The organism is Massilia soli (assembly GCF_016809835.1).
Lineage (GTDB): Bacteria > Pseudomonadota > Gammaproteobacteria > Burkholderiales > Burkholderiaceae_D > Telluria_A > Telluria_A soli.
Genome location: NZ_JAFBIL020000004.1, coordinates 229,417 through 255,622, shown reverse-complemented (window position 1 = coordinate 255,622; position 26,206 = coordinate 229,417). Strand labels below are relative to the sequence as shown.

Annotated in this window: 27 protein-coding genes; 10 read left to right on the top strand and 17 right to left on the bottom strand. The window is 63.9% G+C overall.

From position 1 onward, the window contains the following. The first annotated feature begins 38 nt into the window (after positions 1 to 38). Entirely contained in the window at positions 39 to 611 is a 573-nt protein-coding gene (locus I4X03_RS11355) for a DNA-3-methyladenine glycosylase (RefSeq protein ID WP_223468335.1), read from the top strand. Here I4X03_RS11355 and I4X03_RS11350 read toward each other — a convergent pair. After that, a complete protein-coding gene (locus tag I4X03_RS11350) occupies positions 608 to 2,308 on the bottom strand; it encodes a methyl-accepting chemotaxis protein (protein WP_223468334.1) in 1,701 nt (566 codons plus the stop codon). The two genes, I4X03_RS11355 and I4X03_RS11350, sit on opposite strands and share 4 nt — an antisense overlap. A 56-nt stretch (positions 2,309 to 2,364) precedes the next feature. After that, positions 2,365 to 2,820 carry a cache domain-containing protein gene (locus tag I4X03_RS11345; RefSeq protein WP_223468333.1) on the bottom strand — a complete coding sequence of 152 codons (456 nt, stop codon included), beginning with the start codon at positions 2,818 to 2,820 and terminating at the stop codon, positions 2,365 to 2,367. 290 nt (positions 2,821 to 3,110) lie between these two features. On the opposite strand from I4X03_RS11345, the gene I4X03_RS11340 reads away from it, so the two are divergent. Both I4X03_RS11340 and I4X03_RS11335 read left to right on the top strand, forming a co-directional pair. Beyond that, entirely contained in the window at positions 3,111 to 4,514 is a 1,404-nt protein-coding gene (locus I4X03_RS11340; RefSeq protein WP_223468332.1) for a KamA family radical SAM protein, read from the top strand. Between the two features lie 15 nt (positions 4,515 to 4,529). After that, positions 4,530 to 5,813: an MFS transporter gene (locus tag I4X03_RS11335; RefSeq protein ID WP_223468331.1), complete on the top strand. Its 1,284-nt coding sequence runs from the start codon at positions 4,530 to 4,532 to the stop codon at positions 5,811 to 5,813. A 1-nt stretch (position 5,814) separates the two neighbouring features. Here the strand turns inward: I4X03_RS11335 and I4X03_RS11330 are convergent, their stop codons facing one another. Genes I4X03_RS11330 through I4X03_RS11315 form a run of 4 tightly spaced genes read right to left on the bottom strand, consistent with a single transcriptional unit; the run spans position 5,815 to position 9,951 of the window. Continuing rightward, complete coding sequence (locus I4X03_RS11330) at positions 5,815 to 6,153, bottom strand: hypothetical protein (RefSeq protein WP_223468330.1); 339 nt, start codon at positions 6,151 to 6,153, stop codon at positions 5,815 to 5,817. Then, positions 6,150 to 8,660 (bottom strand): cytochrome c oxidase subunit I, encoded by a 2,511-nt coding sequence (gene ctaD, locus I4X03_RS11325; protein ID WP_223468329.1) that lies wholly within the window; start codon positions 8,658 to 8,660, stop codon positions 6,150 to 6,152. The genes I4X03_RS11330 and ctaD overlap by 4 nt, the downstream gene beginning before the upstream one ends. Beyond that, positions 8,657 to 9,586 (bottom strand): cytochrome c oxidase subunit II, encoded by a 930-nt coding sequence (locus I4X03_RS11320; RefSeq protein WP_223468328.1) that lies wholly within the window; start codon positions 9,584 to 9,586, stop codon positions 8,657 to 8,659. The genes ctaD and I4X03_RS11320 overlap by 4 nt, the downstream gene beginning before the upstream one ends. Next, on the bottom strand, positions 9,583 to 9,951 hold the full coding sequence (locus tag I4X03_RS11315) for a c-type cytochrome (protein WP_223468327.1): 369 nt from the start codon (positions 9,949 to 9,951) through the stop codon (positions 9,583 to 9,585). The genes I4X03_RS11320 and I4X03_RS11315 overlap by 4 nt, the downstream gene beginning before the upstream one ends. A gap of 108 nt (positions 9,952 to 10,059) precedes the next feature. Between I4X03_RS11315 and I4X03_RS11310 the strand changes: the two genes are divergently transcribed. The 3 genes from I4X03_RS11310 to I4X03_RS11300 are packed head-to-tail and all read left to right on the top strand — an operon-like array spanning position 10,060 to position 12,866. Continuing rightward, entirely contained in the window at positions 10,060 to 10,911 is an 852-nt protein-coding gene (locus I4X03_RS11310) for a c-type cytochrome (RefSeq protein ID WP_223468326.1), read from the top strand. A gap of 7 nt (positions 10,912 to 10,918) precedes the next feature. Further along, the gene (locus tag I4X03_RS11305) at positions 10,919 to 12,004 is read left to right on the top strand and encodes an AI-2E family transporter (RefSeq protein WP_223468325.1); all 1,086 of its coding nucleotides are present in this window, start codon (positions 10,919 to 10,921) and stop codon (positions 12,002 to 12,004) included. 10 nt (positions 12,005 to 12,014) lie between these two features. Beyond that, complete coding sequence (locus I4X03_RS11300) at positions 12,015 to 12,866, top strand: fumarylacetoacetate hydrolase family protein (protein WP_223468324.1); 852 nt, start codon at positions 12,015 to 12,017, stop codon at positions 12,864 to 12,866. Between the two features lie 84 nt (positions 12,867 to 12,950). Here I4X03_RS11300 and I4X03_RS11295 read toward each other — a convergent pair whose 3' ends face one another. Next, the gene (locus I4X03_RS11295; protein WP_223468323.1) at positions 12,951 to 13,520 is read right to left on the bottom strand and encodes a hypothetical protein; all 570 of its coding nucleotides are present in this window, start codon (positions 13,518 to 13,520) and stop codon (positions 12,951 to 12,953) included. Positions 13,521 to 13,559: 39 nt separating this feature from the next. Continuing rightward, positions 13,560 to 14,888, bottom strand: a complete 1,329-nt coding sequence (locus I4X03_RS11290) for an aspartate aminotransferase family protein (protein ID WP_223468322.1) — start codon at positions 14,886 to 14,888, stop codon at positions 13,560 to 13,562. Positions 14,889 to 15,008: 120 nt separating this feature from the next. Between I4X03_RS11290 and I4X03_RS11285 the strand changes: the two genes are divergently transcribed. Both I4X03_RS11285 and I4X03_RS11280 read left to right on the top strand, forming a co-directional pair. Next, positions 15,009 to 15,572 carry a carboxymuconolactone decarboxylase family protein gene (locus tag I4X03_RS11285; protein ID WP_223468321.1) on the top strand — a complete coding sequence of 188 codons (564 nt, stop codon included), beginning with the start codon at positions 15,009 to 15,011 and terminating at the stop codon, positions 15,570 to 15,572. A gap of 154 nt (positions 15,573 to 15,726) precedes the next feature. Further along, positions 15,727 to 17,406 carry a methyl-accepting chemotaxis protein gene (locus tag I4X03_RS11280; RefSeq protein ID WP_223468320.1) on the top strand — a complete coding sequence of 560 codons (1,680 nt, stop codon included), beginning with the start codon at positions 15,727 to 15,729 and terminating at the stop codon, positions 17,404 to 17,406. On the opposite strand, the gene I4X03_RS11275 is transcribed toward I4X03_RS11280, so the two are convergent. The 5 genes from I4X03_RS11275 to yjgA are packed head-to-tail and all read right to left on the bottom strand — an operon-like array spanning position 17,403 to position 19,795. Further along, a complete protein-coding gene (locus tag I4X03_RS11275) occupies positions 17,403 to 17,603 on the bottom strand; it encodes a hypothetical protein (protein WP_223468319.1) in 201 nt (66 codons plus the stop codon). The two genes, I4X03_RS11280 and I4X03_RS11275, sit on opposite strands and share 4 nt — an antisense overlap. Positions 17,604 to 17,619: 16 nt before the next feature. After that, positions 17,620 to 17,886: a hypothetical protein gene (locus I4X03_RS11270; RefSeq protein WP_223468318.1), complete on the bottom strand. Its 267-nt coding sequence runs from the start codon at positions 17,884 to 17,886 to the stop codon at positions 17,620 to 17,622. Between the two features lie 16 nt (positions 17,887 to 17,902). After that, positions 17,903 to 18,571 (bottom strand): alpha/beta hydrolase, encoded by a 669-nt coding sequence (locus I4X03_RS11265; protein WP_223468317.1) that lies wholly within the window; start codon positions 18,569 to 18,571, stop codon positions 17,903 to 17,905. After that, entirely contained in the window at positions 18,568 to 19,185 is a 618-nt protein-coding gene (gene mog, locus I4X03_RS11260; protein ID WP_223468316.1) for a molybdopterin adenylyltransferase, read from the bottom strand. Before mog ends, I4X03_RS11265 begins: the two co-directional genes overlap by 4 nt. Position 19,186: 1 nt before the next feature. After that, positions 19,187 to 19,795: a ribosome biogenesis factor YjgA gene (yjgA, locus tag I4X03_RS11255; protein WP_223468315.1), complete on the bottom strand. Its 609-nt coding sequence runs from the start codon at positions 19,793 to 19,795 to the stop codon at positions 19,187 to 19,189. A gap of 94 nt (positions 19,796 to 19,889) precedes the next feature. Between yjgA and pmbA the strand changes: the two genes are divergently transcribed. After that, the gene (gene pmbA, locus I4X03_RS11250; RefSeq protein WP_223468314.1) at positions 19,890 to 21,242 is read left to right on the top strand and encodes a metalloprotease PmbA; all 1,353 of its coding nucleotides are present in this window, start codon (positions 19,890 to 19,892) and stop codon (positions 21,240 to 21,242) included. A gap of 71 nt (positions 21,243 to 21,313) precedes the next feature. Here the strand turns inward: pmbA and I4X03_RS11245 are convergent, their stop codons facing one another. Further along, positions 21,314 to 21,973 (bottom strand): PEP-CTERM sorting domain-containing protein, encoded by a 660-nt coding sequence (locus I4X03_RS11245; protein WP_223468313.1) that lies wholly within the window; start codon positions 21,971 to 21,973, stop codon positions 21,314 to 21,316. Between the two features lie 241 nt (positions 21,974 to 22,214). Here I4X03_RS11245 and I4X03_RS11240 point away from each other — a divergent pair, with 241 nt between their 5' ends. Next, positions 22,215 to 23,303 carry a TRAP transporter substrate-binding protein gene (locus I4X03_RS11240; RefSeq protein ID WP_223468312.1) on the top strand — a complete coding sequence of 363 codons (1,089 nt, stop codon included), beginning with the start codon at positions 22,215 to 22,217 and terminating at the stop codon, positions 23,301 to 23,303. Between the two features lie 723 nt (positions 23,304 to 24,026). On the opposite strand, the gene I4X03_RS11235 is transcribed toward I4X03_RS11240, so the two are convergent. From I4X03_RS11235 to I4X03_RS11225, 3 genes are all read right to left on the bottom strand, one after another. Further along, the gene (locus tag I4X03_RS11235; RefSeq protein ID WP_307735364.1) at positions 24,027 to 24,470 is read right to left on the bottom strand and encodes an STY0301 family protein; all 444 of its coding nucleotides are present in this window, start codon (positions 24,468 to 24,470) and stop codon (positions 24,027 to 24,029) included. 9 nt (positions 24,471 to 24,479) lie between these two features. After that, positions 24,480 to 24,872 carry a BPSL0067 family protein gene (locus I4X03_RS11230; RefSeq protein ID WP_223468310.1) on the bottom strand — a complete coding sequence of 131 codons (393 nt, stop codon included), beginning with the start codon at positions 24,870 to 24,872 and terminating at the stop codon, positions 24,480 to 24,482. Between the two features lie 162 nt (positions 24,873 to 25,034). Continuing rightward, complete coding sequence (locus tag I4X03_RS11225) at positions 25,035 to 26,165, bottom strand: M14 family metallopeptidase (RefSeq protein ID WP_223468309.1); 1,131 nt, start codon at positions 26,163 to 26,165, stop codon at positions 25,035 to 25,037. Between the last annotated feature and the right edge of the window lie 41 nt (positions 26,166 to 26,206).

Sequence of the window (26,206 nt, the reverse complement as noted above, 5' to 3'; positions counted from 1 at the left end):
TACAGCGGTGACATGCGATATCAATATAAACTTCTTGCATGAAGACTATTCTTGCAGGAATCGACTTTCATGCGCCGGCCGAGCAGGTGGCGCAGCAGCTGATCGGTACCGTGGTGCTGGTCAATGGCGTCGGCGGGCGCATCGTGGAAACCGAGGCGTATGACCGCGAAGACCCGGCCTCGCATGCCTACGCTGGACCGACCGAGCGCAACGGCGCGATGTTCGGCGCCCCGGCGCATGCCTATGTTTACCGCTCGTACGGCATCCACTGGTGCCTCAACTTCGTCTGCCGCGAGCATGGCCATGGCGCCGGGGTGCTGATCCGGGCGCTCGAGCCGCTGGTCGGAATCGAGCGCATGCGCGAACGGCGTGGCGTCCTCGATCCTCGCTCGCTGTGCTCGGGGCCCGGCAAGCTGTGCCAGGCGCTGGGCGTCACGCGCGCGCTCAACGGCGCGTCGCTGGCCGGGCCGCCGTTCGCGCTGCTGGCGCCCGACATTCCGGTGCAACTGGTGGCCGGTCCGCGCATCGGCATCTCCAAGGCGATGGCGGTGCCGTGGCGCTTCGGGCTGGCCGGGTCGGGCTTCGTCAGCAAGCCGTTCCGCGCCAGCTAGCTGGCGCGGCGGGCGGCGCGCTTTGCTACCGATGGATTGACGCCGATGCTGGCAGGCGGGCCGCCGCGCATCGGGCTCGCGCCGGCGCGCCGCTCGGCCGGATGATGGAAGCCCGCTTCGTCGGCGCCGGCTGGCGGCGGCGCGCCGGCCCCGTCGTCGATCTTGAAGACCGCGACCGCCTCGGCCAGTGTGATGGTCTGCTCGTGCAGGCTGGCCGCAGCGGCCGCCGCCTGTTCGACCAGCGCGGCGTTCTGCTGGGTCATGTCGTCCATCTGGCCAACCGCGTTGTTCACCTCGGCGATGCCTTCGGCCTGCTGCGAACTGGCCACGCTGATGCGCTCGATGATCTCGTTCACCTGGCGCACCGATGCCACGATGTGGCCCATGCTGCTGCCGGCTTCATTGACCGAGGCGCTGCCGCCGTCGATGATCGCCACCGAATCGGCGATCAGCGCCTTGATTTCCTTGGCCGCCGCCGCCGAGCGCTGCGCCAGCGTGCGCACTTCCGCCGCCACGACAGCAAATCCGCGTCCCTGTTCGCCGGCGCGCGCCGCTTCCACGGCGGCGTTGAGCGCCAGGATATTGGTCTGGAACGAAATGCCGTCGATGACGCCGATGATCTCGACGATCTTGCGCGAGCTTCCCTTGATGCGCTCCATGGTCGTCACCGCCCGGTCTACCGCCTTGCCGCCGTCGGCGGCCAGGTTGGCGGCACTGGCGGCCAGCTCGTTGGCCAGGCGCGCGTTGTTGGCGTTCTCCTTCACCGCCAGGGTCAGGCTTTCCATCGCGCTGGCGGTTTCTTCCAGCGAGCCGGCCTGCATCTCGGTACGGCTCGACAGGTCGAGGTTTCCGGTGGCGATTTCCTGCGACGCGGTGTCGATCGACTGTACCGACGCGAGCACCGTGCGCAATGTCTGGTTCAGGTTGGCGATGGTCTGGTCCAGCGCGCGCGAGGTATCGGCGATTTCATCGCGGCCGCGGTTGCCGACGCCCGCGCTCAGGCGGCCCTGGGCCAGTTCGGAGACCACGTCCGAGATCGCGCGGATATCTTTCAGCATGGCGCGCCGCACCAGCATCGTCACGACCATCGACAAGCCGATCGACAGCAGCACCAGCACCGCGAGCGACACGCCAAAGGTGTGGAATTCGCTTTTGGCCTCGCCGTAGGCCGCTTCGCTCAGCGCCTTTTCGCGCGCGGCCAGCTGCGCCAGGTGGCCATTCAGGATGCCGAATTCCTTCTCCGCCTTCTGCATCGAGTTGGTCGCGATCGACTGGTCGACCTGCGCCAGCTCGATGGTTTCGGCGACGCTCTTGCGGTAGGCCTCAAGCGACTTGGCCGACGCATCGAGCAGCGTACGTTCGGCCGGGCCGGACACCGCGGCCAGCGCGGTCAGCTGGGCCTTGATGGCCGTGTGCTTCTTGCCGATGTCGGCGGTCAGCGCATCGAGGCGGTTCTTGGCGAAGCTGCCGTTGATCCAGGCCAGCAGCTGGTAGATGTTGGCGTGCGCGTGCTTGGCGTCGCCCGAAATGTCGGCGGTGGCCTTGAGGCGCGCGGCGCGCACCTGCACCATGTTTTCGAGCGATGCGTTCTGGCGCACCATGCCGTAGTAAGCGGCCGCCGACAACAGCATCAGCAGGGCCAGTACCAGGCCCGGGGCAAGCAGCAGCTTCGGGCCAATTCGCAGTTTGTTGAGCATGCAGTTCCCCCGGCAAAAACGTTAAGCGGGCGGCAGCGCCGCCCGCGCTGTCGCGCTTACTTCTTGTAGATGCCCGCTTCCAGCACCACGCCGTCGACCAGCTGGATGTAGGTGGTCTTCGGCTCGATCTTGCCGCTGGTTGGATTCTTGTAGTGGTAGTCGACCCAGCCCTTGTTCGACTTGGCGGCCAGCTCGATGATCTCGCGGCGATACTTCTTGCCGGTCGCATCGGGCACGTCGGTCAGGTCCTTGCCGACGATCGACTGGTTGATCGGATGCGCCAGCACGATGCCGGTCTTGGCGTCGCGCATGTCGATGTACAGCGAGCCCTGGACGTACTCCGGGTCCTTGGCATTGATCTTCTTGATCATTTCGTCCTTGCCCTTGGCTTTAACCAGGGCCACGCCGCGCTCGACCATGGCGATCGCGTCTTTTTCAGTCGGTTCGGAAGCAAACGCGGCGCCGGTGGCGAGGGCGCAGCACAGCGCGGTGGCGGTGAGTAGCAGTTTCATGAAAGTCTCCTGAGGTTTGATGCACGGGTTAAATATTGCTTAGGTGCATTGGCTAATTTACGCGTGCGTGCAAGCACTGATTTGCGCTAACGCAAGCGCGGCCCACCGCGCAGCGCAAGGACAACAATCAATTCCCTTGCGGCATTTGTTCCAGATGGAAATCTTCGAGCAATAGCGTTGATGCGCGGCAATTACATTCCTACCGGCAAGCCTAAGATGACTTCTCTGCCGGTAATTCCTTAACTGTGTAGGAATACCCCGATCCTATTTTTCCAAAACAGGAGACCGTCGTGACTAGCGAACAAACCTCAGCAAAATTCAAGCCTTACACCCGCCAGAGCATCCACCAGGCGCGCCAGTGGCAGTGGATGCCGGCCGACCTGCAGGAAGCCGTGCAGGTGGTGTCGCACGTGCTGCCGTTCCGCGCCAACGAATACGTGATGGAGCAGTTGATCGACTGGTCGAACATCCCTGACGACCCGATCTACCGCCTGGTCTTCCCGCACCGCGACATGCTGCACGCCGACGAATACGAAGCGCTGCGCGACCTGGTGCTGTTCAAAAAAGACGACGCCGCGATTGCCAGGCAGGTGCACGCGATCCGCATGCGCATGAACCCGCACCCGGCCGGCCAGATGACCCATAACGTCCCGCGCGTCAACGACACCCCGCTCAAGGGCCTGCAGCACAAGTACAAGGAAACCGTGCTGTTCTTCCCAAGCTCGGGCCAGACCTGCCACGCCTACTGCACCTTCTGCTTCCGCTGGCCGCAGTTCGTCGGCATGGACGACATGAAGTTCGACGCCCGTGAAACCACCGAGCTGGTGTCGTACCTGAAGGCGCATCCGGACGTCACCGATGTCCTGATCACCGGCGGCGACCCGCTGATCATGAATACCCGTTCGCTGACCGAGTTCATCGAACCGCTGCTGGCGCCCGAACTGGCGCACATCCAGAACATCCGCCTCGGCACCAAGTCGGTCGCCTACTGGCCGCAGCGCTTCGTCACCGACAAGGACTCAGACGACCTCCTGCGCCTGTTCGAGCGCGTCGTCAAGGCCGGCAAGAACCTGGCGATCATGGGGCACTACAGTCACGCCGTGGAGCTGCGCGGCGAGATGGCCCAGCGCGCCGTCAAGCGCATCGTCTCGACCGGCGCGACCCTGCGCATGCAAGGCCCGCTGATCCGCCACATCAATGAAGACCCCAGGAGCTGGGCCGAACTGTGGACCACCGGCGTGCGCCTGGGCGCGATCCCGTACTACATGTTCGTCGAGCGCGACACCGGCCCGAGCGAATACTTCTCGCTGCCGCTGGCGCGCGCGCACGAGATTTTCCAGGCCGCGTACCAGATGGTGTCGGGCCTGTCGCGCACCGTGCGCGGTCCGTCGATGAGCGCGTTCCCGGGCAAGGTGGCGATCGACGGCGTGGTCAATATCAATGGCGAAAAACTGTTCGCGCTGCAGTTCCTGCAGGCCCGCAATCCGGACTGGGTACGCAAGCCGTTCTTCGCCAAGTTCGACGAAAAGGCGACCTGGCTCGACCACCTGGTGCCGGCCTTCGGCAAGGAGAAATTCTTCTTTGAGACCGAGGACGACCACAGCCAGCGCGCGCCGCAAGCCAAGGTCATTCCGATCTCGGTGGCCCAGCGCGCCCAGGGCAAGAGCTGCGAAAACACCCACAGCGCGGCCTGACCTCGCGCCGCGACCATGGGAGCCGACCAGCCATCACTGCGTTTAACCGGCAGGGAAGTCTTCTTTTATGTGTTCCTGCCGTTCGCACTCGGACACTACCTGTCGGCGCTGCTGCGCACCGTGAACGCGGTGCTGGCGCCCGACCTGGTCGCATCGCTCGCCCTCAGCCCGGCCCAGCTTGGGCTGCTCACCAGCGCGTTCTTCGTCTCGTTCGCGCTGGTGCAGCTGCCGGTCGGCATCGCGCTTGACCGCTACGGCCCGCGCAAGGTGCAGCTGGTGCTGTTGCTGGTCGCCGCGCTCGGTGCGCTGATGTTCGCCTGGGGCCAGAGCTTCATGGGGCTGGTGCTGGCGCGCGCCGTGATCGGCCTTGGACTTGGCGGCTGCTTCATGGCGGCGGTCAAGGCCATCTCGACGTGGATCGACCCGGCCCGGCTGCCGTCGGTACAGGGCTTCCTGATCGCGATCGGCGGGCTGGGCGCGGCATCGGCCACGGCCCCGGCCCGCGCCGCCTTGCAGCACATGGACTGGCGCGGCCTGTTCGTGATGCTGGCGCTACTGCTCGCCTGTACCGCCGTCCTGATCTGGTCGGCCGCGCCGCGCGCCGAGCCAGTGGCCAGGGCGAAGGCCAAGGTTCCGGTGTTCGAATCGATTGCCGCGGTCTATGCCGATCCGGCGTTTCGCAAGACGATCTCGCTGATCCTGATTCCGCATGCGGTCTTCTTCGGCATCCAGGGCTTGTGGGTCGGGCGCTGGCTGTCGGACGTTGCGCGCTTCCCCGATCATGCGGTGGTCTACCTGCTGTACCTGTCGATGGCGGCGGTCATATTCGGCGCCATCGCGGTCGGCATGATCACCGAGTGGGCGGGCAAGCGCGGCATCCAGCCGCTGGACGTGGCCGGCATCGGCATCGCCCTGTTCATCGCAGTGCAGATAGCATTCGTGTGCAACTGGAAGCCGAGCTTTCAGTTGCTGTCGGTCCTGTTCACGCTGATCGGGACCATCACCGGCATCGAGTATGCGATCGTTTCGCAGAGCATGCCCAAGTCGCTCACCGGGCGCGCCGCCACCTGTCTGAACCTGTTGATATTCGTCGGCGCCTTCATCGTGCAGGCCGGCTTCGGGCTGCTGATCGGTTTGTGGGAGCCGAATCACCTCGGGCAGCATCCCGCGATTGCCTACCGCGTCGCGTTCGGCGTGCTGGTGCTGCTGCAGTTGCCTGGCCTGGTGTCGTTCGCCTTGCGGCGCCAGTCAGGCGCGCCATCGGCGGCGATGGGATTAATGTCGGAAGAAACCGCCTGATTCAGGCGCAGCCATCGAGCATGAACACCGGCAGGGTGGTCCAGGCGACGCCCATCAAGCCAAGGATGCCGGAACCCAGTGCCGCCCAATCGTGCAGCGCCGGGTGCCCGCCGGCGGCGCGCACCACGCGCAAGGCGCGCCACAGCAGCAAGGCGCAGGCGGCCAGCGCCGCCGCCGACAGCGCGGCCAGCATCCACACGCCAGGCGCATCGCGGGTGATCGCGGCCGGACTGCATTGCGCCGCCACCAGCGCGTAGCTCACAAAGAAGTGCGCGGCCCACACCAGCAGCGGCAGCGTGCCGATCAGCGCACGCACGAAGAAGCGGTCGCGCATGCTCATGCCATCACCATTGGAACGAAGTGAATCGCCGCCGCTGCCGCAATGCCCTGAAGCGTCGTGTAGTGCCACATCAGCGCGACATTGTCGATCGTGGCGCGGCTTGCCTGGCTGACGTAGCCGCACCAGCCGCGCGCGGCGAGGAACAGTCCGGCCAGCGTCAGGATCACCACATGCAGTCCCTGGTAGGAGACGATGGCGGCAATCGCCGCGCTCCAGGCATGCTCGGTCGGTTCGAGGTCTGCCAGCCGGTATCCGTTCAGGTCGAATCCGAACGCCGCCAGCACGCAGGCCAGCGCGGCGAGTACCAGCAGCGGCATCGGCCAGCTTCCGATAAAGCGTTTCGACAGTGCGATCAGGGCCGAACCGGCGACCAGCAGGCCGGAGGACATCAGCGGCCAGAACGTGTCAGGCAGCGCCGCGCCGGGCGGCGGGCAGACGTTGAGCCGCATCGAGATATGGATATAGGCGAACACAAACGATGCGAAGATGGTCGCATCGACCACCAGCATGATCATCGTGCCCCACCACGACTGCGAGGCCGCGCCGGTTGCGCCGACCGGCAGCACCAGCGTATCGGACACCTTGGTGCGCGCCATCGGCGGCTCGCGGTCGAGCTGCCAGAGCCAGACGATGGTGGCGACGACGGCGGTGATCCCGCAGGCCCACGCGGCGGCGATCATCTTCACCGTCAGCAGCAGGAAGAAGCCGGCGGTGCCCGCCGCCGCGATCAGAGGCCACCAGCTGTCGCCAGGGAGGATCATCAGGTAGCGCGGTTGCGCGGCGACCGGGCTGGTGGCCAGGGTCTCGCGGTGTCCGGTGGCGGTAAACGGCAGGTAGTGCTGGCCCGCCGCGACCTCGTGCGACAGCGATGGCTGCTGCCACAGCGGATCGTTGCTGGTCACGGACGGAATGCTGCGGTTGCCATAATCTTCCGACGGCAGCCACTCGAGCGTCGCCGCATTCCACGGATTGTCCACCTGCTTTTTAGGCTTGCGCAGGGTGCGCACCAAATCGACGACAAACAGCAGCACGCCGGCCGCGAGAATGAACGCGCCCACCGTGGACACCATGTTCAGCGCGTTCCAGCCAAGGCTCGCGTCATACGTGTAGACCCGGCGCGGCATGCCCAGCAGGCCGGTGATGTGCATCGTGAAGAAGGCGATATTGAAGCCGCCGAACATCAGGCCGAACACCCAGCGCGCCACCGGTTCCGACATCTTCTGGCCGTTGATCAGCGGGAGCCAGTAGTACATGCCGGCGAACACCGGGAACACCATCCCGCCGATCAGCACGTAGTGCAGGTGGGCGACGATGAAGTAGGTGTCGTGCACCTGCCAGTCGAACGGCAGCACCGCGACCATCACGCCGGTCAGGCCGCCGAGGACGAAGATGAACATGAAGCCGAGCAGGAACAAGGTCGGCGCATTGACTGTCACCTTGCCGCGCCACAGCGTGGCAATCCAGGCGAACACCTGGATGCCGGTCGGTACCGCCACCGCCATGCTGGCGGCGGACACGAAGCTCATTTCCATGACGCCCAGGCCCGCGGTGAACATATGGTGGGCCCACAGCGCAAAGCTGAAGAACCCGACTGCGACCAGCGCCACGATGATCGAACGGCGGCCCACCAGCGGCATCCCGGCAATGGTCGGGATCATCGTCGAGACCATGCCGGCCGCCGGCAGGAAGATGATGTAGACCTCCGGGTGGCCGAAGAACCAGAACAGGTGCTGCCACAGGATCGGGTCGCCGCCGCGCTCGGCGATGAAGAACGGCCAGTCGAAGGCGCGCTCCATCTCCAGCAGCGAGGTGCCGGCGATGATGGCCGGGAAGGCGAATACGATCATCACGGCGACCACCAGCATCGCCCATGCGTAGACCGGCATGCGCGACAAGCGCATGCCCGGCGCGCGCGTAAACAGGATGCCGACGATCAGTTCGATGGCGCCGGCGATCGCGGAGATCTCGATGAATCCGATCCCCAGCAGCCAGAAGTCGGCGTTCAATCCGGGCGAATACTCGACGCCCGTGAGAGGCGGGTACATGAACCAGCCGCCGTCCGGCGCCAGCCCGACGAACAAGGTGCAGAAGAAGGCAAGGCCGCCGATGGCGTAAGCCCAGAAGGCGTAGGCGGACAGGCGCGGGAAGGGCAGGTCGCGCGCTCCCAGCATGTTCGGCAGCAGGTAGACCGCGAGCGCCTCGACAATCGGGATCGCGAACAGGAACATCATCACCGTGCCATGCATGGTGAAGACCTGGTTATACGTCCCGGCGCTCATCAGGGTGTTGTCCGGGACCGCCAGCTGGGCGCGCATCATCAGGCCGAGGATACCGGCCAGCACGAAGAACAGCAACGCGGTGCCGATATACAGCAGCCCGATATTGGTGTTGTTCACGCTGGAGAAGAAGCGCCAGCCGGTCGGGGTCTTCCACACCGCCTCCAGGCGCTCCAGTTCGCCCTCCGGTCGCGGCAGGGAGCTGGGCAAGGTCTGGTGGTCGGTCGTCATTTCAGGTGCTCAAGGTAAGCGGCCAGCGCGCGCAGCGTCTCGCCGTCGATGTCGTTCGCAGGGGGCATGCGCGCCCCCGGCTTGATGGATTGCGGGTCGGCGATCCAGCCGGCCAGGGTGCCGCGATGATTGCGCAGGGTGCCGGCCGCGATGTGCAGGCGGCTACCGACGTGGGTCAGGTCCGGGCCCAGGCGCGAGCCGCCGTCGACCCCGCGGATGGTATGGCAAGCCGCGCAGCGCTGGCCGATGAAGGCCTGGCGCCCGCGTTCGAGGAAGGCGTCGGTCGGCGCGGCGGCCGGCTGGCGTTCGCGCGCCAGCCATGCCTCAAAAGCCGCCGGGGTTTCGGCCACCACGTGCAGCGCCATGCGCGCGTGCTGGGTGCCGCAGTACTCGGCGCACTGGCCGCGGTACAGGCCCGGCTTGTCGGCGCGCAGGGTCAGCCCGGTCATCCGGCCCGGCACCATGTCGCGCTTGCCGGCCAGCGCAGGCACCCACAGGCTGTGGATGACGTCCGAGGCGGTGAGCGCCACATAGACATCGCGGCCGGCGGGAATGCGGATTTCATTGGCCGAGATGATCTCGCGCCCGGTCAGCGGGTCGTGATAGCGCACTTCCCACCACCACATCTTGGCGGTCACGGAGATCACCAGCGACGCCTTGGATGATTGCGGCGTCAGCTGCGCGCTGCGCCAGGTGCTCCATGCGAGCAGCGCCGACAGCACCACCAGCGGGAAAATGATGCCGGCCCCGGCGATCCAGCGCAGCGGACGTATCTCGCGCGGCGCGCGCTTCACGCCAAGGTACAGCATCACCATCACGCCGATCAGGATCAGGGTGCCAGCGCCGAACATCACCCAGGCGAACTGGCTGATGATGGCCGCGTCCGGCCCGGCCGGATGCAGGACTGACTGCAGCTGGCCGCTCATCGGAGCGTATACATGAAAGCGGCCATGTGGCGCGCATCGTCCTGCGACACGCCCAGGTCACGCATCAGCGTGCCGGGCTTCATGGCGGGAGGATTGACGAGCCAGCGCGTGAGCGCATCGGCGTTGTTGGGGAAGCGCCCGGCGATGTAGCTGCGCCGCCCGAATCCGTCCAGCCCGGGGCCGGTGGTGCCGCGCGCGGCCGGCACGTCGGGAATCGCATGGCACGAGCCGCACTGGTACTGCTCGACCAGCTGCTTGCCGACCCTGGCGTCGCCGCCGGCGATACGGGGCGCTTCGTCCTGCTTGCCGCAGGCGGCAAGGACGAAAATGCAGGCGCCGGCGATTGCCGGTCTTGCGTTCAACATCGAAAAGACGCGCACGGTTGGATCCTGCGAAAGCCTGATGGATATATATAATACAAGAAAACAATAATGGCATTTTTTCAATAGAACGCCTTGCTGCCCACCCTAAACATGCCTTCAAACCGTACCCGCCTGATGCTTAAAACTGCCGCCGCGACGCTGTTCGTGGCTGGCACGCTCGCTGCGGTGGGCGGATTCATCGTGTTGAAGGCTGGCTGGTACAACATCGCCGCCACGGCGCTGCACATGCAGCCTGTCCACGACGTGCTGGAGCAGGGCATGCGCGAATCGGTCGCGTACCGGTCGCGCGACATCCAGGTGCCGCCGCAGCTGGTGGCGCCGCAGCGCATCGCCGCCGGCGCCCATGTGTACCACGCCAAGTGCGCGCAGTGCCACGGCGCGCCCGGCTTCGCGCAGGCTGACCATGGCCAGGCAATGCAGCCGGTACCCGGCCCGCTGGTCAATGCGGCACGCCGCTGGAAGCCTGCCGAGCTTTACTGGATAACCCGGCACGGCATCAAGATGAGCGGCATGCCGGCCTGGGAGTTCCATCTCACCGACCACGAGATATGGGACGCCGTGGCGTTCATCCAGCACCTGCCGACACTGACGCCGGCTGCCTACCGCGCGATCACTGCAGGCGCCGCGGCGCGCGCCGAGCCGGCACCCGAAGCACCGACGCAGCAGCCCGACGTCGGGCGCGGGCGCATCGCGCTGGCCCAGTACGCTTGCCAGTCCTGCCACATCATCCCGGGGGTGACCGGCCCGCGGGTGTATGTCGGGCGTTCGCTGGACTCCCTGGCCGATCAAAAGTACATCGCCGGGACGCTGCCCAATACGCAGGACAACCTGGTGCGCTGGATCCGCAACCCGCAAGGTATCGACCCGCAGACCCCGATGCCCGCGCTCGGCGTGACCGAAAGGGATGCCCGCGACATGGCCGCCTATTTGCTAACCCGATGAGAACAAGATGAACGACGAACAACAGCGCGACGCGAGCGACCGCAAATTCCTGCACCGGGTAGCACTGGTCGATGGCCTCGGCCTGGTGTTCGTCCTGGTGCTCGCCGCGATGTGGTTCGCGGCCGACGCGCTGCTGCTGATCTTCGCCTGCATCCTGTTCGCCGTGCTGCTGTATGACGCAAGCCGCAGGCTCGCCAGGCATTTGCCGATCCCGCGCCAGATCGCGCTGGCCATCGTCGTAATCATCCTGCTGGCGGTGATTGGCGGCGGCGGCTGGATGATGGCGCCTGCCATCTCGGAGCAGGCCGACAGGATGGCGGCGCTGGTGCCCAAGTCGATCGAGCAGCTGCAGCAATCGCTGAAGCGCTACGACTTCCTGAAGAGCATACTGGGCGGGATGCCATCGGCCGAACAGATGCGCTCGACCCTGGGCGACATGCTGCCCCGCGCCGGCCTGTTCTTCACGGGTGTGTTCGGCGCGCTTGGTAACGTCTTGATCATCACCTTCGTCGGCATCTATTTCGCCGCCCAGCCTTTCCTCTACATCAACGGTATCGTCACGCTGGTCCCGAAGGACAAGCGCGCCCGCGCCCGCGAGGTGCTCGACGAGATCGGCCTGACCCTGTCCAAATGGCTGTTCGGTAAGATGTGCTCGATGATCCTGGTCGGCGCCGCCACCGCCATTGGCCTGAGCATTCTCGGCGTGCCGCTCGCGCTAATCCTCGGCATCATCGCCGGGCTGCTCGATTTCATCCCCTACCTTGGCCCGCTGATGGCCGGCGTTCCCGGCGTGCTGATCGCCTTGACCATCAGTCCCCAGCTGGCGATGTACACTGTCGCCCTGTTCGTGTTCATCCAGCTGGCCGAAGGCTACCTGCTGCAGCCGCTGGTCGAGAAGAAGACGGTGGCGCTGCCGCCGGCGCTGACGATCACCATGCAAGTGCTGCTCGGCGCACTGTTCGGGCTTGCCGGCGTGGCGCTGGCGACGCCGCTGACGGCGGTGCTCGCGGTGCTGGTCTCGATGCTCTACGTGCAGGACGTGCTGGGCGATAACGTGATGACGCCCAGCGAACTTAGCGACCAAAAAAAGTAGGTAACGACTCATGAAATTAGTGCGATACGGCCGTCCCGGCAAAGAGAAGCCGGGCATGCTCGACGACGAAGGCCGCCTGCGCGACCTGTCCTCGCTGGTCGACGACATCGACGCCTCGGTTTTGTCGGACAAGGCCTTGCGCAAGCTCGCCAAGGCCGACTACAAGACGCTGCCGCTGGTGCGCGGCAATCCGCGCTTCGGCGTGCCGGTGCGCGGCATCGGCAAATTCATCGGTATCGGCCTGAACTACTCGGACCACGCGCTTGAAACCGGCATGCCCGAGCCTTCGGAACCGATCGTGTTCATGAAGGCGATCAGCTGCCTGTCCGGGCCCGACGATCCGGTGATGCTGCCGCAAGGTTCGAAAAAGACCGACTGGGAAGTGGAGCTGGGCGTGGTGATCGGCACGCGCGCGCAGTATGTCAGCGAAGCCGATGCGCTCAAGTACGTTGCGGGCTATTGCGTCGTCAACGACGTGTCGGAACGCGCGTACCAGTTTGAAGCCGGCCCGCAGTGGGACAAGGGCAAGGGCTGCGACACGTTCGGACCGGTGGGGCCGTGGCTGGTGACGCGCGACGAGATCTTCGACGAGCAGGATCTGGATCTGTATTTGGAAGTGAACGGCAAGCGCATGCAGACCGGGAACACCGGCACGATGATCTTCACGGTCGCGCAGCTGGTCAGCTATGTGTCGCGCCACATGACGCTGGAGCCGGGCGACCTGATCGCGACCGGCACGCCGCCTGGCGTGGGCATGGCGCGCAAGCCGCAGCGCTTCCTCAAGCGCGGCGACACGATCAGGCTGGGAATTCCGGGCCTGGGCGAGCAGCAGCAAGAGGTTGTCGCGTTCAACAAGCCGTAAACGGTTCCACATAGGGCGGATAAGGCCGCAGGCCGCATCCGCCGAATCCGGCGCGCTGCCGAATAGAGGATGCGGCTCCCGGCCTTATTCGCCGTGCGACACCTCGGCATTTGCCAGCGCGTCCCGCCAATACTTCAGCTGCTTCTCATCCTGCGGACGCCGCACGATGTAAAGCTGGTCAAAAATCGCCCTTGCAGCGTCGAACTGCCGCAACTCGGTATGCGCCCGCATCAAGTTGCTCCCCACGTGCATGGTGTGTACCCTGGCGTCGAACGCGGGCCCGATCAGCTCGACAAGTTCGCGATAGTGCCCCGCACTTCCCAAGGCCGCGCTCATATCGGCCAGCACATCCAGCGGCACCGGGCGGCTGACGGTGACCAGGCAAGCGCGGAACAACTCCACCGCCCGCCTTGGCTGCTTCGCGTACATCGCATGCTGCCCCAGCCAGAGCTGCGCGCGCCATGACCCCTTGATCCGCGCCACCCGCTCAAGCGCCGCAATGCCGGCGGGCTCGCCGCCATGCTCACGCACGCTTGCTTCAAAGCGTTCAAGGATCGGTTCGACATTGGGATTCTTTTCCAGTGCTTCCCACAGCAGCTCGCCTTCGGTTGGCTCGCGCTTGTCGATGCCGAAAAGTTTTTTCAGGAAGTTCATGGTTGATCTCCTTGTAGTGACGTGATCGAGAGAGCCTGCCTAACCTGCCTTCAATGCCGCATTCACCGCATCCACCAGCCGCGACACAATCTCCGCCAGGTCCGCCTCGGTGGCGATAAACGGCGGCGCCAGCAGGATATGGTCGCCGTACTGCCCATCGATGGTGCCGCCCATCGGGTACACCATCAAGCCGCGCGCCATCGCCTGCGACTTGATCGCGGCGTGCAGCTTGCGCTCCGGCGCGAAGGGCTGCCTGGTCTCGCGGTCCTGCACCAGCTCAAGCGCCAGCAGCAGGCCGCGTCCGCGGATGTCGCCCACATGCGCGTTGCCGCCGAACGCGTCCTGCAGCATTCCCATCATCGACGCGCCGCGCATGCGCACCGCCGTCAGCAAGTCGTCCTTCTCGATCACCTTCTGCACCGCCAGCGCGGCCGCCGCGGCGACCGGATGCCCGATGTAGGTATGCCCGTGCTGGAAAATGCCGCTGCCGCGCCGCAGCCGGTCGACCAGCCAGCCCTGCGCCAGCACCGCGCCGATCGGCTGGTAGCCCGCACCCAGTCCCTTGGCTACCGTGACGATGTCCGGCGCCACGCCGTCCTGCTCGATCGAGTACATGGTGCCGGTGCGGCCCATCCCGCACATCACTTCGTCGGCGATGAACAGCACGCCGTACTTGTCGCAAATCGCGCGCACGCCGCGGAAGTAGCCGGGCGTCGGCGGAATCGCGCCACCGGTGGCGCCGACCACCGGTTCGGCGCAGAAGGCGATGACGTTTTCCGGCCCCGCTTCGAGGATCGTCGCCTCCAGTTCCAGCAGCAGCGCGGCGGTGTAGTCGCCCTGCGTCTGGCCCGGCATCCGGTCGCGGTATTCGTAGCAGGGCGCCACCCGCGGCACGTCCATCAAGAGCGGCGCAAACGGCTTGCGGCGCCACTCGTTGCCGCCGACCGCCAGCGCGCCCAGCGTATTGCCGTGATAGCTCTGTCGGCGTGCGATGAACACGCTGCGCCGGGTCTCGCCGGTTTCGACGGCGTACTGGCGCGCCAGCTTCATGGCGGTCTCCATCGCCTCCGATCCGCCCGAGACGAAGTACACCTCCGACAATCCCTTGGGCGCGCCGGCAACCAGCCGCGCGGCCAGTTCCTCGGCCACCTCGGTGGTGAAGAACGCGGTGTGGGCGTAGGCGATGGTGTCGATCTGGCGGTGCATCGCCTCCAGCACCGCCGGATGGGCGTGGCCCAGCGACGACACCGCCGCGCCGCCGCTGGCGTCGATGTAGGTGTTGCCGCTGCTGTCGCGTACCAGCATGCCTTCGGCGCTGACGGCCACGGGCGGGGCGTGGCGGAGATTGCGGTGGATGATGTGGCTCATCTGAATCCTCAGGGAAAGAATATCGTTGATGAATGACAATAATCTCGTTCCGTGGCGATTCTTTTGATTTTTCCCGCAAGCTATGCGAATATTTTTTCGCTACAACAGCGAAGGCTTCCGATGACGCAAGACCGGCTAGGTCCGATATCGCTTGAACAGATGACGCCTGAACAGCGGGATGCTGCGCGCGCCGTCATCGAGGGACCCCGCGGCGCCTTGTACGGGCCGTTCGTGCCGCTGCTGCGCAGTCCCGAATTGATGGGCCACGCGCAGCGTCTCGGCGAGTACCTGCGTTACCGCAGCGCGATCGGCACCAGGCTGTCGGAACTTGCCATCCTGGTTACCGCGCGCCAGTGGGACCAGCAGGTGGAGTGGGCGATCCATGCGCCGATCGCTGCCCGCGCTGGCATCAGCCAGCAGGTGATCGATGACCTGGCCCACGGCCGCAGGCCTGGCGGCATGACCGATGAGGAAGCGGTGGTCCACGATTTCTCGCTGGAGCTCAACCGCGACAAGCGGGTAACCGACCCGACCTATGCGCGCGCGCTGACGCGGTTCGGCGAGCGCGGCGTGGTCGATCTGATGGCGATCAACGGCTACTACACTTTCCTGGCGATGGTGATGAACGCGGCGCAGACGAGCGTCCCGCTGGCTGTCGATGCAACGCTGCCGGAACGACCATAAGTATTAGTTCTTTGTCGAGGCTAAGCCGCAACGCTGCCGAAAAAATCAGCAGCAGGTTTGCCGCAGCGCAATAAAATTCGCTTAGTATTTGATGCGGCGGGCGCCAGGTGGGCGCCCGTTTGCCATCTGACCCTCCTCAGTTCAAGGAATAAGCATGTCGTTCTCCAATCTTAAGATCGGTGCCCGCCTGGGCCTCGGTTTCGCACTTGTCCTGGCCATGCTGGCCGCGATCGCAGGCGTCGGCCTGGCGTCGATGTCGCGCATCGAAGCGCGCCTGACGCAAATCGTCGACGACAACAATGTCAAGATTTTCTCGATCAGCGCGGTGGCCGATAATTTCCGCGACATCTCGCTGGCGGTCTCGAACATGGTGGTGCAGGATGATCCGGCCGAACTGAAAAAGCAGGTCGATGTGCTGGCCAACGCGCGTTCGCGTTACGGCGCGGCTAAAAAGGTTTTCCTGGCAACCAACCTCAACGACCAGGAAAAAGCCCTGCTGGCGAAGCTCGATGCGTCGATCGCGTCGGCCAAGCCGAAGGTCGACAAGACCGTCGAACTGCGCATGGCGGGTTCGCGCGCCGAAGCGGCCGAGAACATGACCAGGCAGTCGGCCCCTGGTACCACGGCGGCAATCGCGATCATCGACGAAATCGTCGAGTTTGAAAAAGAGCAGGCCCGCACTGCCGCCGCGGATGCCAAGATCGCCTACAAGAACGCGCGCAACCAGGTGCTCTTGATCTCCGCGCTCGCCATGCTCGCCGGCGTGCTGGTCGCCTGGTTCATCACCCGTTCGATCACCGGCCCGATCCGCGCCGCGGTCAAGGTCGCCGAAACGGTCGCCGCGGGCGATTTGAGCAGCACCATCGACGTATCGGGACGCGACGAAACGGGCCAGCTGATGCAGGCGCTGAAGGACATGAACGACAGCCTTAACCGCATCGTCGGCGATGTGCGTGGCGGTACCGACGCGATCGCGCTGGGTTCCGACGAAATCGCGCGCGGCAACCTCGACCTGTCGGCCCGCACCGAACAGCAGGCCGGCGCGCTGGAGGAGACGGCATCGTCGATGGAAGAGCTGACCTCGACGGTCAAGCAGAACGCCGACAATGCGCGCCAGGCCAACCAGCTGGCGGCATCGGCCCAGGCGGTGGCGGTCGAAGGCGGCGCGGTGGTATCGCAGGTCGTCGACACGATGGGCGCGATCAACGAATCGGCGCGCAAGATCGTCGACATCATCGGCGTCATCGACGGCATCGCCTTCCAGACCAACATCCTCGCCTTGAACGCGGCGGTTGAAGCGGCGCGCGCCGGTGAACAGGGCCGCGGCTTTGCGGTGGTCGCCTCCGAAGTGCGCAACCTGGCCCAGCGCTCGGCGGCGGCGGCAAAAGAGATCAAGGTGCTGATCGGCGACTCGGTCACTGCGGTGGAAACGGGGTCGCGCCTGGTCGACCAGGCCGGCAGCACGATGGGTAAAATCGTCGCCAGCGTCGAACGCGTGACCGACATCATGAGCGAAATCACGGCGGCCAGCCGCGAGCAGGAAGCCGGCATCGAGCAGATCAACCAGGCCATCGGCGACATGGATTCGGTGACGCAGCAAAATGCAGCGCTGGTCGAAGAAGCCGCGGCGGCGGCCCAGTCGCTGCGCGAGCAGGCGGGCAGCCTGTCGCACGCGGTCAGCGTGTTCAGGCTCGATCTTCAGTCGGTGAGGGAGCCGGCGCGCGTCGCGGCGCCGGCGGCAGTACCGTCACCTGCGCGCAGCCCTGCAAAAAAGGCCGCGCCGGTGCGCCTCGCGGCAGCAGAGGCTGCGCGGGACGAGTGGGAAAGCGTTTAAGCCAGCGCTTCTTTGGCCGCTTCTTCCGGCGTCAGGCCGTCGTAGAACTGGTCGGTGAACCACTCGATCTGTTCTTCGATGTGCTCCTGCGCCTGGTCGACGGTCGCGCCGCCGGCCACCAGGAAGCCTTCGACCTCGATGCACCAGTTAATCAAGGCCATCGTTTCTTCGTCGAGCTCTTCGTTTTTCTTCGCCATGCTGTTCTCCTGCAGGTCAGGCCGCAAGGCCCTTGGCGAGGATCTCGGCGACCGTCTCATTGAGGTCGGTCCCGCGCTCTTTCGCCAGCGCCTGGATCTGCTGCACCAGGTCGCCATTCAACTTGACCGCGAACGGTACCAGGCCGGCAGCCTGGTCGCGCTTGCGTTGCTCGCGCTTGTCCACCACCACGGTATCGGCATTGCCAAATCCGGCGGCTCCGGGAGCGGTCATCTTGCCCATCAATTTTTTGGCGTCGCTCTTTGCCATTCCGGTTTTTTTCATTTGCTGCTTTCTATGCTCAGGCCAGGACTTTTTTTAGCCAGGCGCCGATATCGTTGATTTCTTCAAGACACAGCGAGTGCTGCATCATGTACTCGTGCCACTCGACCTGATAGCCCAGGGCCTTCAGCAGGTCGCGCGACTGGTGGGCCCGGGCGACGGGAATCACGCCGTCATGCGTGCCATGGACCAGGAAGATCGGCGTCTTCAGGCTGGCGTCGCTGCGTTCGTTCGAGATCTTGTCGGCCAGCGGGACATAACCCGACAGGCACAGCAGGCCCGCCAGCTTTTCATCGTGGCGCAGGCCGGTTTGCAAGGTCATTGCGCAGCCTTGCGAGAAGCCTGCCAGGATGATGCGCTCGGCCGGAATGCCGCGCGACTTTTCGCGCGCGATCAGTGCTTCGACGTCGGCCTGCGAGGCGCGCAGGCCGGGTTCATCTTCGCGCCGTGCGATGTCGGTGCCGACGATGTCGTACCAGGCGCGCATCACGTAGCCGTTATTGATCGTCACCGGCATCGCCTTCGCGTGCGGGAAAATGAAGCGGATGCCCGGCAGGCCGTTCAGGTCGAGTTCCTTGACCAGCGGGACGAAGTCATTGCCGTCGGCGCCGAGGCCGTGCATCCAGATCACCGCGACCGTTGGATTCGGCGCGGTTTCGATTTCGATATTGTCGAGCAGTTGGGTCATTGCGGGTTCTCTTTCGCATCCGCGGGCGGGCGCTGCGCCGTCTTCGGGCGCCAGGCCTTGCATACCGCAGGGTCGGTGTCGATGTACGGGCCGCCGATCAGGTCGAGGCAGTAGGGCACGGCGGCAAACACGCCTGCCACCAGCTGCTTGCCGTCGGCGTCTTTCAGGCCTTCCAGCGTTTCCTTGATGGCCTTCGGCTGGCCCGGCAGGTTCATGATCAGGGCGGCGTGGTCGTGCGTTTCGCGGATAACGGCCACCTGGCGCGACAAGATCGCCGTCGGCACGAACTGCAGGCTGACCTGGCGCATCTGCTCGCCGAAGCCCGGCATCTCCTTGGTGCCGACGGCCAGCGTGGCTTCCGGCGTCACGTCGCGGCGCGCAGGGCCGGTGCCGCCGGTGGTGAGCACCATGTGACAGCGTGCGTCATCGACCAGCTCCACCAGCGTCTTTTCGATCTGGTGGCGTTCGTCGGGGATCAGCCGCGGCTCGATTCGGTAAGGCGTGGTGAGGGCATGCGCCAGCCAGTCGGTGAGCGCCGGGATGCCCTTGTCTTCGTAGATGCCGCCGCTGGCGCGGTCGGATACCGACACCAGGCCGATGACCAGCATATCCATGTCAGTCGTCTTTCTGGTCTTCGTCGGTGGTCTCGCCGTCGATGTCGTCGTCCGGCGCGGCGGCCGCGCCCTTCTTGGACAAGTCCTTCAGGATCTGGAAGATCTCGCGGTAGGCCTTTGGCGGCTTGTTCTCGGCCTGCTCCTTGCGCGCATTGCGGATCAGGGTGCGCAGCTGCTGCACATCGAGTTCGGGATGCTCGGCCATCAGCACGGTCAGCGCGCCATCGTCGGCCAGCAGCTTGTCGCGGCGGCGTTCCATCGCATGCAGGAACGCGGTGTCGGCCTTCGACATGCCTTTCCAGCTGTCGATGGTGCGGCGGATGACGGCCAGTTCTTCCTCGTCGAGGGTGCGCATTTTTTTGCCGACGAACTGCATCTGGCGGCGCCGCCCTTCGTGGTTGGTGATGGTCTGGCACATCAGGATCGCGTCCTTGACGTCGTCCGGCATCGGTACGCGCTTGACGCGGTCGCGAGGCTCGGCAACCAGTTCTTCGCCGAGCTTTTGCAGCTCGCTCATCTGGCGCTTCAGCTCGGACTTCGATGGGCGTTCGTACTCTTGTTCGAACTCGTTGGACTGGAACCCGCAGGCACCGCGGTTTGGATTTGGCATGATAGGGAATTCCGACAGGCGCACGGCCTCCCGGTAAAAACAGTAAACGACTGCTATCATACCCGTTTAACCGGATAGCCGAGAAAAACACGACATGAACGACTCCGTCTTTATCCATACCCAGGACCAGCTCCAGCAGCTTGCACGCGACGTGCTTGGCTTTGCCAAGGAGCAGGGCGGCACCGATGCAGCGGTCGAGATCAGCGAAGGCAGCGGCCTGTCGGTTTCAGTGCGCCGAGGCAAGATCGAGACGATCGAACAGAATAAAGACAAGGGCATGGGCGTGACCGTCTATATCGGCCAGAAGCGCGGCAATGCCAGCACCTCCGATTTTTCGCCTGCCGCGCTGCGCGCCACGGTCGAAGCGGCCTACAACATCGCCCGCTTTACCGCCGAAGACGACTGCGCCGGCCTGGCCGACGAAGACATGCTGGAGAAAAACCCGCGCGACCTGCGCTTGTGCTACCCGTGGCAGATCTCGGCCGAAGAAGCGGTCGTCATCGCCCAGCGCGCGGAAAGCGCGGCGTTCGAGGTCGATCCGCGCGTGACCAACAGCGAAGGCGCCAGCGTCTACGTGCAGCAGTCGCACTTCGTTTCGGCCAACTCGCGCGGTTTCGCCGGCGGCTACCCATTCTCGCGCCACACCCTGTCGGTGGCGCCGATCGCCGGCAAGGGCGCCAAGATGCAGCGCGACGACTGGTACACCTCGGTGCGCGACCCGAAAAACATGGCCAAGCCGGAAGCCGTGGGCCGCTACGCCGCCGAGCGCGCCCTGGCGCGCCTGAATGCGCGCAAACTCGATACCCGCACCTGCCCGGTGCTGTTCGAGGCGCCGCTGGCCGCCGGCCTGCTTGGCTCGTTCGTGCAGGCCACCTCGGGCGGCGCGCTGTACCGCAAGTCGACCTTCCTGCTCGATTCGCTGGGACAGTCGATCTTCCCGTCGCACATCCAGGTGCTGGAAGACCCGCACGTGATCGGCGGCGTCGGTTCGGCCCCGTTCGATGAAGAAGGCGTGCGCACGGTGCGCCGCAATGTCGTCGAAAACGGCGTGCTGCAAGGCTATTTCCTGTCGTCGTACTCGGCGCGCAAGCTCGGCATGAAGACCACCGGCAACGCCGGCGGCTCGCACAACCTGTCGCTGACCTCGTCGCATACCAAGAAGGCCGACGACTTCGCCGGCATGCTGCGCAAGATGGACCGCGGCCTGCTGGTCACCGAGCTGATGGGGCAGGGCACCAACTACGTCACCGGCGATTATTCGCGCGGTGCGTCCGGCTACTGGGTCGAGAATGGCGTGATCCAGTATCCGGTCGAGGAGATCACCATCGCCGGCAACATGAAAGACATGTTCCAGGCGATCGTCGCGATCGGCAATGACGTGCTCACGCGCGGCAACAAGTCGACCGGATCGATCCTGATCGAAAAGATGGTCATCGCCGGCAGCTGATTCCGGCCGCACAGCAAAAAGCCGACCCTCGGGTCGGCTTTTTCTTTGCCTGGATGTCAGGCCGCGAGCGCTTACGCTGCCTTGCGCTTGCGTCCGGCGGCTGCCAGACCGATCAGGCCCAGGCCGACCAGCAGCATCGAGCCTGGCTCGGGGATTGCCGCGCTCGGGCTGATGTCAAACGACGTCACCAAGGCGTTGGCGCCTTGGCCAGCGCTGTTGCCTACCCACAGGCGGCTGGTGGCGCCAATGCCGTTGTCGGCCTGGAAGAACGACTGATAGCCGTTATACCCGCCCGAATACGATACCGATACGTCCAGCAGCAGGTTGCCGGCAGCTGGGTTGTAAAGGAATGGCAAACCGGTAAAGGTCAGCACGTCCGGCATCGCGCCGCCCAGGCTGAAGGTGCCGAACACGCTCACATCCGAGCCAACGTTGTTGGCCGCATTCATATCAAGCGCGCCAACCGCGCCACCCGTCGTCGACAGGCGCAGCGTGTAGGTCGCATTGTCCATCGCACCGCCTTGCGAACGGTAGAAGCTGATGCTGTTGATCATGCCCGCGCCCGAGAATGCCGACGCTGCATACACCTGCTGGTACAGGCTGCCGCCATCGGAAGCGAAGCAGCTGAACGGGTAGCAGTTACCGGTATTGTTCTGGCCGACGGTGACAACGCCTGCCTGTGCGGTCAGGCTGGCGAACAGAAGTGATGCAATCAACAAAGTCTTTTTCATGAAATTACCCCTAATTTTTTTGTAGTAAGAGAGGTATAGCGAGAACTGTGCCACCCCATATAAATCAAGGACTTAAAGATGCTAATATGAAAACTAACTTTCTTAATGTAAAGAATTCCGACAGTAAAGAAATGTTGCTCGAAGCATCTATGAGGTTTTCGTTGCGTACTTGCTCGCGCGGCAATACACTAGGTTTGAGCTGGTCTGTTACCGCTTATACGAAAACTCAGGAGACAAGAATATGGAACGTCGTTCCTTTATCAAGAAGGCTGCGGTTGGCGCCTCGGCCGCCGCAGTTGCAGCACCGGCACTCGCGCAAGCCTTGCCGACCATTAACTGGCGCCTCGCCAGCAGCTTTCCCAAGTCCCTCGACACCATCTTCGCCGCCTCCGATACGCTGTCCAAGCGCGTGTCGCAGCTGACCGGCGGCAAATTCAACATCCGCACCTTCGCCGCCGGCGAAATCGTGCCTGGCCTGCAAGTCATGGACGCGGTCCAGGCCGGCACGGTCGAGATGGGCCACAGCGCGTCGTACTACTATTTCGGCAAGGACGCCACCTTCGCGTTCGATTGCGCGGTGCCGTTCGGCCTGACCTCGCGCCAGCACACCGCCTGGTTCGACCAGGGTGGCGGCCGCGAACTGACGCGCGAATTCTTCCGCGGCTACGGCATCGTCAACTTCCTGGGTGGTAACTCCGGCACCCAGATGGGCGGCTGGTATCGCAAGGAGATCAAGTCCGTTGCCGACCTCAAGGGCATGAAGATGCGCGTGGCAGGCTTCGCCGGCCAGGTGCTGACCCGCCTGGGCGTGGTGCCGCAGCAGCTCGCCGGGGGCGACATCTACCCGGCGCTGGAAAAGGGCACCATCGACGCGGCCGAGTGGGTTGGCCCGTACGACGATGAGAAGCTGGGCTTCTTCAAGGTGGCGCCGTTCTACTACGCACCAGGCTGGTGGGAAGCTGGCGCGAACTTCTCGTTCTATGTCGGCGTGAAGGAATGGGAAAAGCTGCCGAAGGAGTACCAGGCTGCGCTGGAAGTGGCGACCTACGAGGCGCACGTGGTCATGCAGGCCGAGTACGACACCAAGAACCCGGCAGCGCTGGCGCGCCTGCTGAAGAACGGCGTCAAGCTGCGCACCTTCTCGCGCGACATCATGGACGCCTGCTACAAGAATGCGCAGATCGTGATGAACGAAGAAGCGGCCAAGAACGCCAAGTTCAAGAAGATCTACGAGCCATGGAAGCGCTTCCAGCGTGACCAGAACATGTGGTCGTCGGTGTCCGAGGCGAGCATGCAGGAGATTTTGATTCGCGCGGGTCGAGCGAAGTAAGCTTTAGGCTCAATACAATGCCGCCTGGTTCGCGCCTGGCGGCATTTTATTATCGCTCGAGCGGCTTATGTTTTTGCAAAGGATTGAGCGCGGAAATCAGCACCGAACTAGGATTATGTGAAGCGAGAAATCGAAAGGGTCGTAATCACCGTCTCTCTGGTCCCAACGGATTGACGATCATCTCGCATGGCCACGTCCAATACATCTTGATTCACAGTAAGTTCGGATGTTAAGGGGCTCAACCCAGCTTTGACCGGAGAATAGGAAGAATGCCCAATAGGACTCCGCGCACGATAAAGCGTTCAAAAACGACGGTGTCGACGCAATTCAGGGAAAACTGCCTTTTTTGTCGTTGCGCGAAGCCGCTATAGGTGCAACACGTTTGGCCGGATTGGCTAAGATCAATTTTCCCCCGTAGTCGAGCCACGAGAATATTCGATTCGATAGACCATCGCCTGATGGAACCGATGTCTTCTCAAAGCCGAATGCACAATCATCAACGCATGTCTTCGGGCATTTGATTGTGCTGGCAGACAGAGATCCTCCAGGACTGGTGGCGCTGCGTCTGCGGGACGAAGCGCGCATCTCCGATATCCTGCGCCGCGCGGACCAGGCCTTATATCAAGCAAAGGGAATGGGCCGAGATCAGACGGTAGATGCCTAGGTCGTCACGGCAATGTCTAGCACTCGTTGATTCCGCCGGACTGATGGTCGGCGGCTTTTTCACCGGCATGCGATCTTGAGCGCATGTTCGCCTGCGTGCTCGCCCTTTCGGTAGGTGATCGTGCAGCTTGTGGTTGTATCAGGCAGCCGTTTTGACAGGACGATCTGATTGAAGGTGCCGTAAGAGCATTCCAGCCATTTCCCCCGGGGGAAATGGCCCTCCAGGTTATACGTCACCTTCCACGATGGCTTACCGTCCGCGTACGTCGAGCGATCGGGTCGCAACTGGGCCAACGTCTCGGGCGGTCCTGCCGCTGCTGCCGCAGCATGCAGGTAAATCGGGCTTGCCACGTATGGCGTCCACTGGGCAGGAGTGTTGGTCAGCTTCAACGAAGCTTGTTGGATTTCGGTAGGACAAACCACATGTTCCGAGGCGAAAGCTGCAGGTGGGATCAAGGCTAACACCGCCAGTGGAAGTATCACTGCATGGCAAGTTGTCCGCATCATGACGTCCTATTTGATGACGCTGAACGCGTCGGCATTATTGCTGGGATTGATGAACCGTCCCGTTTTGTCCTTGCCCAAGCGCGGGATATATCGTTGAGAAATGCTGGGTTTTTGAATCGGATCACCCGGCGATTGGTCGACAACGTAGATCCCATCGGATACTTGGTACAGATAAAGCGCAGCGTGATTGCCAGTCTTTTTATTTGGGTACTTGCCGTCCTCAAAGGTTGCTATCGCAGTCCCGGCGATGAGGCCCTTGTTGCCGATGACTTTCTCGCCCTCCTTCCAGGTACTTGAGGGAGGCGCCTTTGCGAAATGCAGTACAAGCGCGACGCACTGCTTGTCTCCAACTTTTTCTTTCCCGTGTAACAGTCGGGCATGCGGATAAGTGTATGGCATGGGGCACCTCGAACGGTAGTGGAGACCGTCTCGAATATGCCCGAGCCTGGGCTAAGGGCATTGCCTCATCGCAAGGTCGCCTGAGGTTCATCGCATGAAATGGACCAATCAAAATAACAACGCCCCGGCAAGCCGAGGCGTTCATCATGCAGCGCGCGAGAATTACTTCGCGGCGCGCAGCGACTGCAGAATCGGCTGCAGCACAGCCGCGCCAAGGCGCGCGCTACGCGGGCCATCCCAGCCGGTCTGCGCGTCCGGATCGTTGGCGTTGTCCTTGAACGGCAGTTCCAGCGTCAGCGACAGGCAACCGAACGCGTGGGTGATGTGCGGCGAACCCATGGTGATGGTTTCCGGGGTGTACGGCGAATCGCCGTAGCCATGCACGTCCTGGAAGTCCGGGCTGGCGATCTTGAAGTCGTCCGAGAACTTCTTCTCGGCAGCAGCCTGTTCCGGCGTGAAGGTCGGCAATGCGCCGCTGCCCGCCACGAATACGTACGGCAAGCCTTCGTCGCCATGGACGTCGAGGAACAGGTCGCAGCCGGTTTCCAGCATCTTGTTCTTGACCAGGAACACCTCGGGGCTGCGCTCCATGGTCGGCGTGTCCCATTCGCGGTTCAGGTTGGCGCCGGCGGCATTGGTGCGCAGGTTACCGCGGAACGCACCGTCCGGGTTCATGTTCGGCACCACATACAGCACGCATTCCTTCAGCAGTTGGCGGCCGAACGGGTCGGCAGGATCGAGCAGGGCGTCCAGCATGCCTTCGACGAACCACTCCGCCATCGTTTCGCCCGGGTGCTGGCGCGCGATGACCCAGACCTTTTTCTTCGCTGCCGGATCGCCGATGACCAGCATGTTCATGTCGCGGCCGTCGACGGTGTTGCCCAAGTCGACCATGCGCACGTGCTCGGACATCTGCGCGCGGTCCAGCAATTCAAGGTGGCGTTCCCACGAGTACGGCTCGAAGTAGGCGTAGTAGACGCTGTCCATGCCTGGCGTGTGGCTGATCGTCATGACCTGGCCGTCGAAGCTGGTCGGCACGCGGAACCAGTTCACGCGGTCGTAGCTGGCCATCGCATCGTAGTCTTCCCAGCCGGCCGGGTAGGCGGACTGGCCCGCATTCATGAAGCGGATCGTGCACGGCTCGCCCTGCGCGCCTTGCAGGCGGAAGTAAAACCACTGGGTGATATCGGCGTGCGAATCCTTGCGGATGTTCAGGTCGATGGCGCTGGCGCTTGTGGCGCTGATGACCTCGATGGCGCCGGCGTCGAACTGGCTGCTGATCTTGATAGACATGGTAAGTCCTGTGAAGAAATCGGGTAAAGAGGCAGATGATA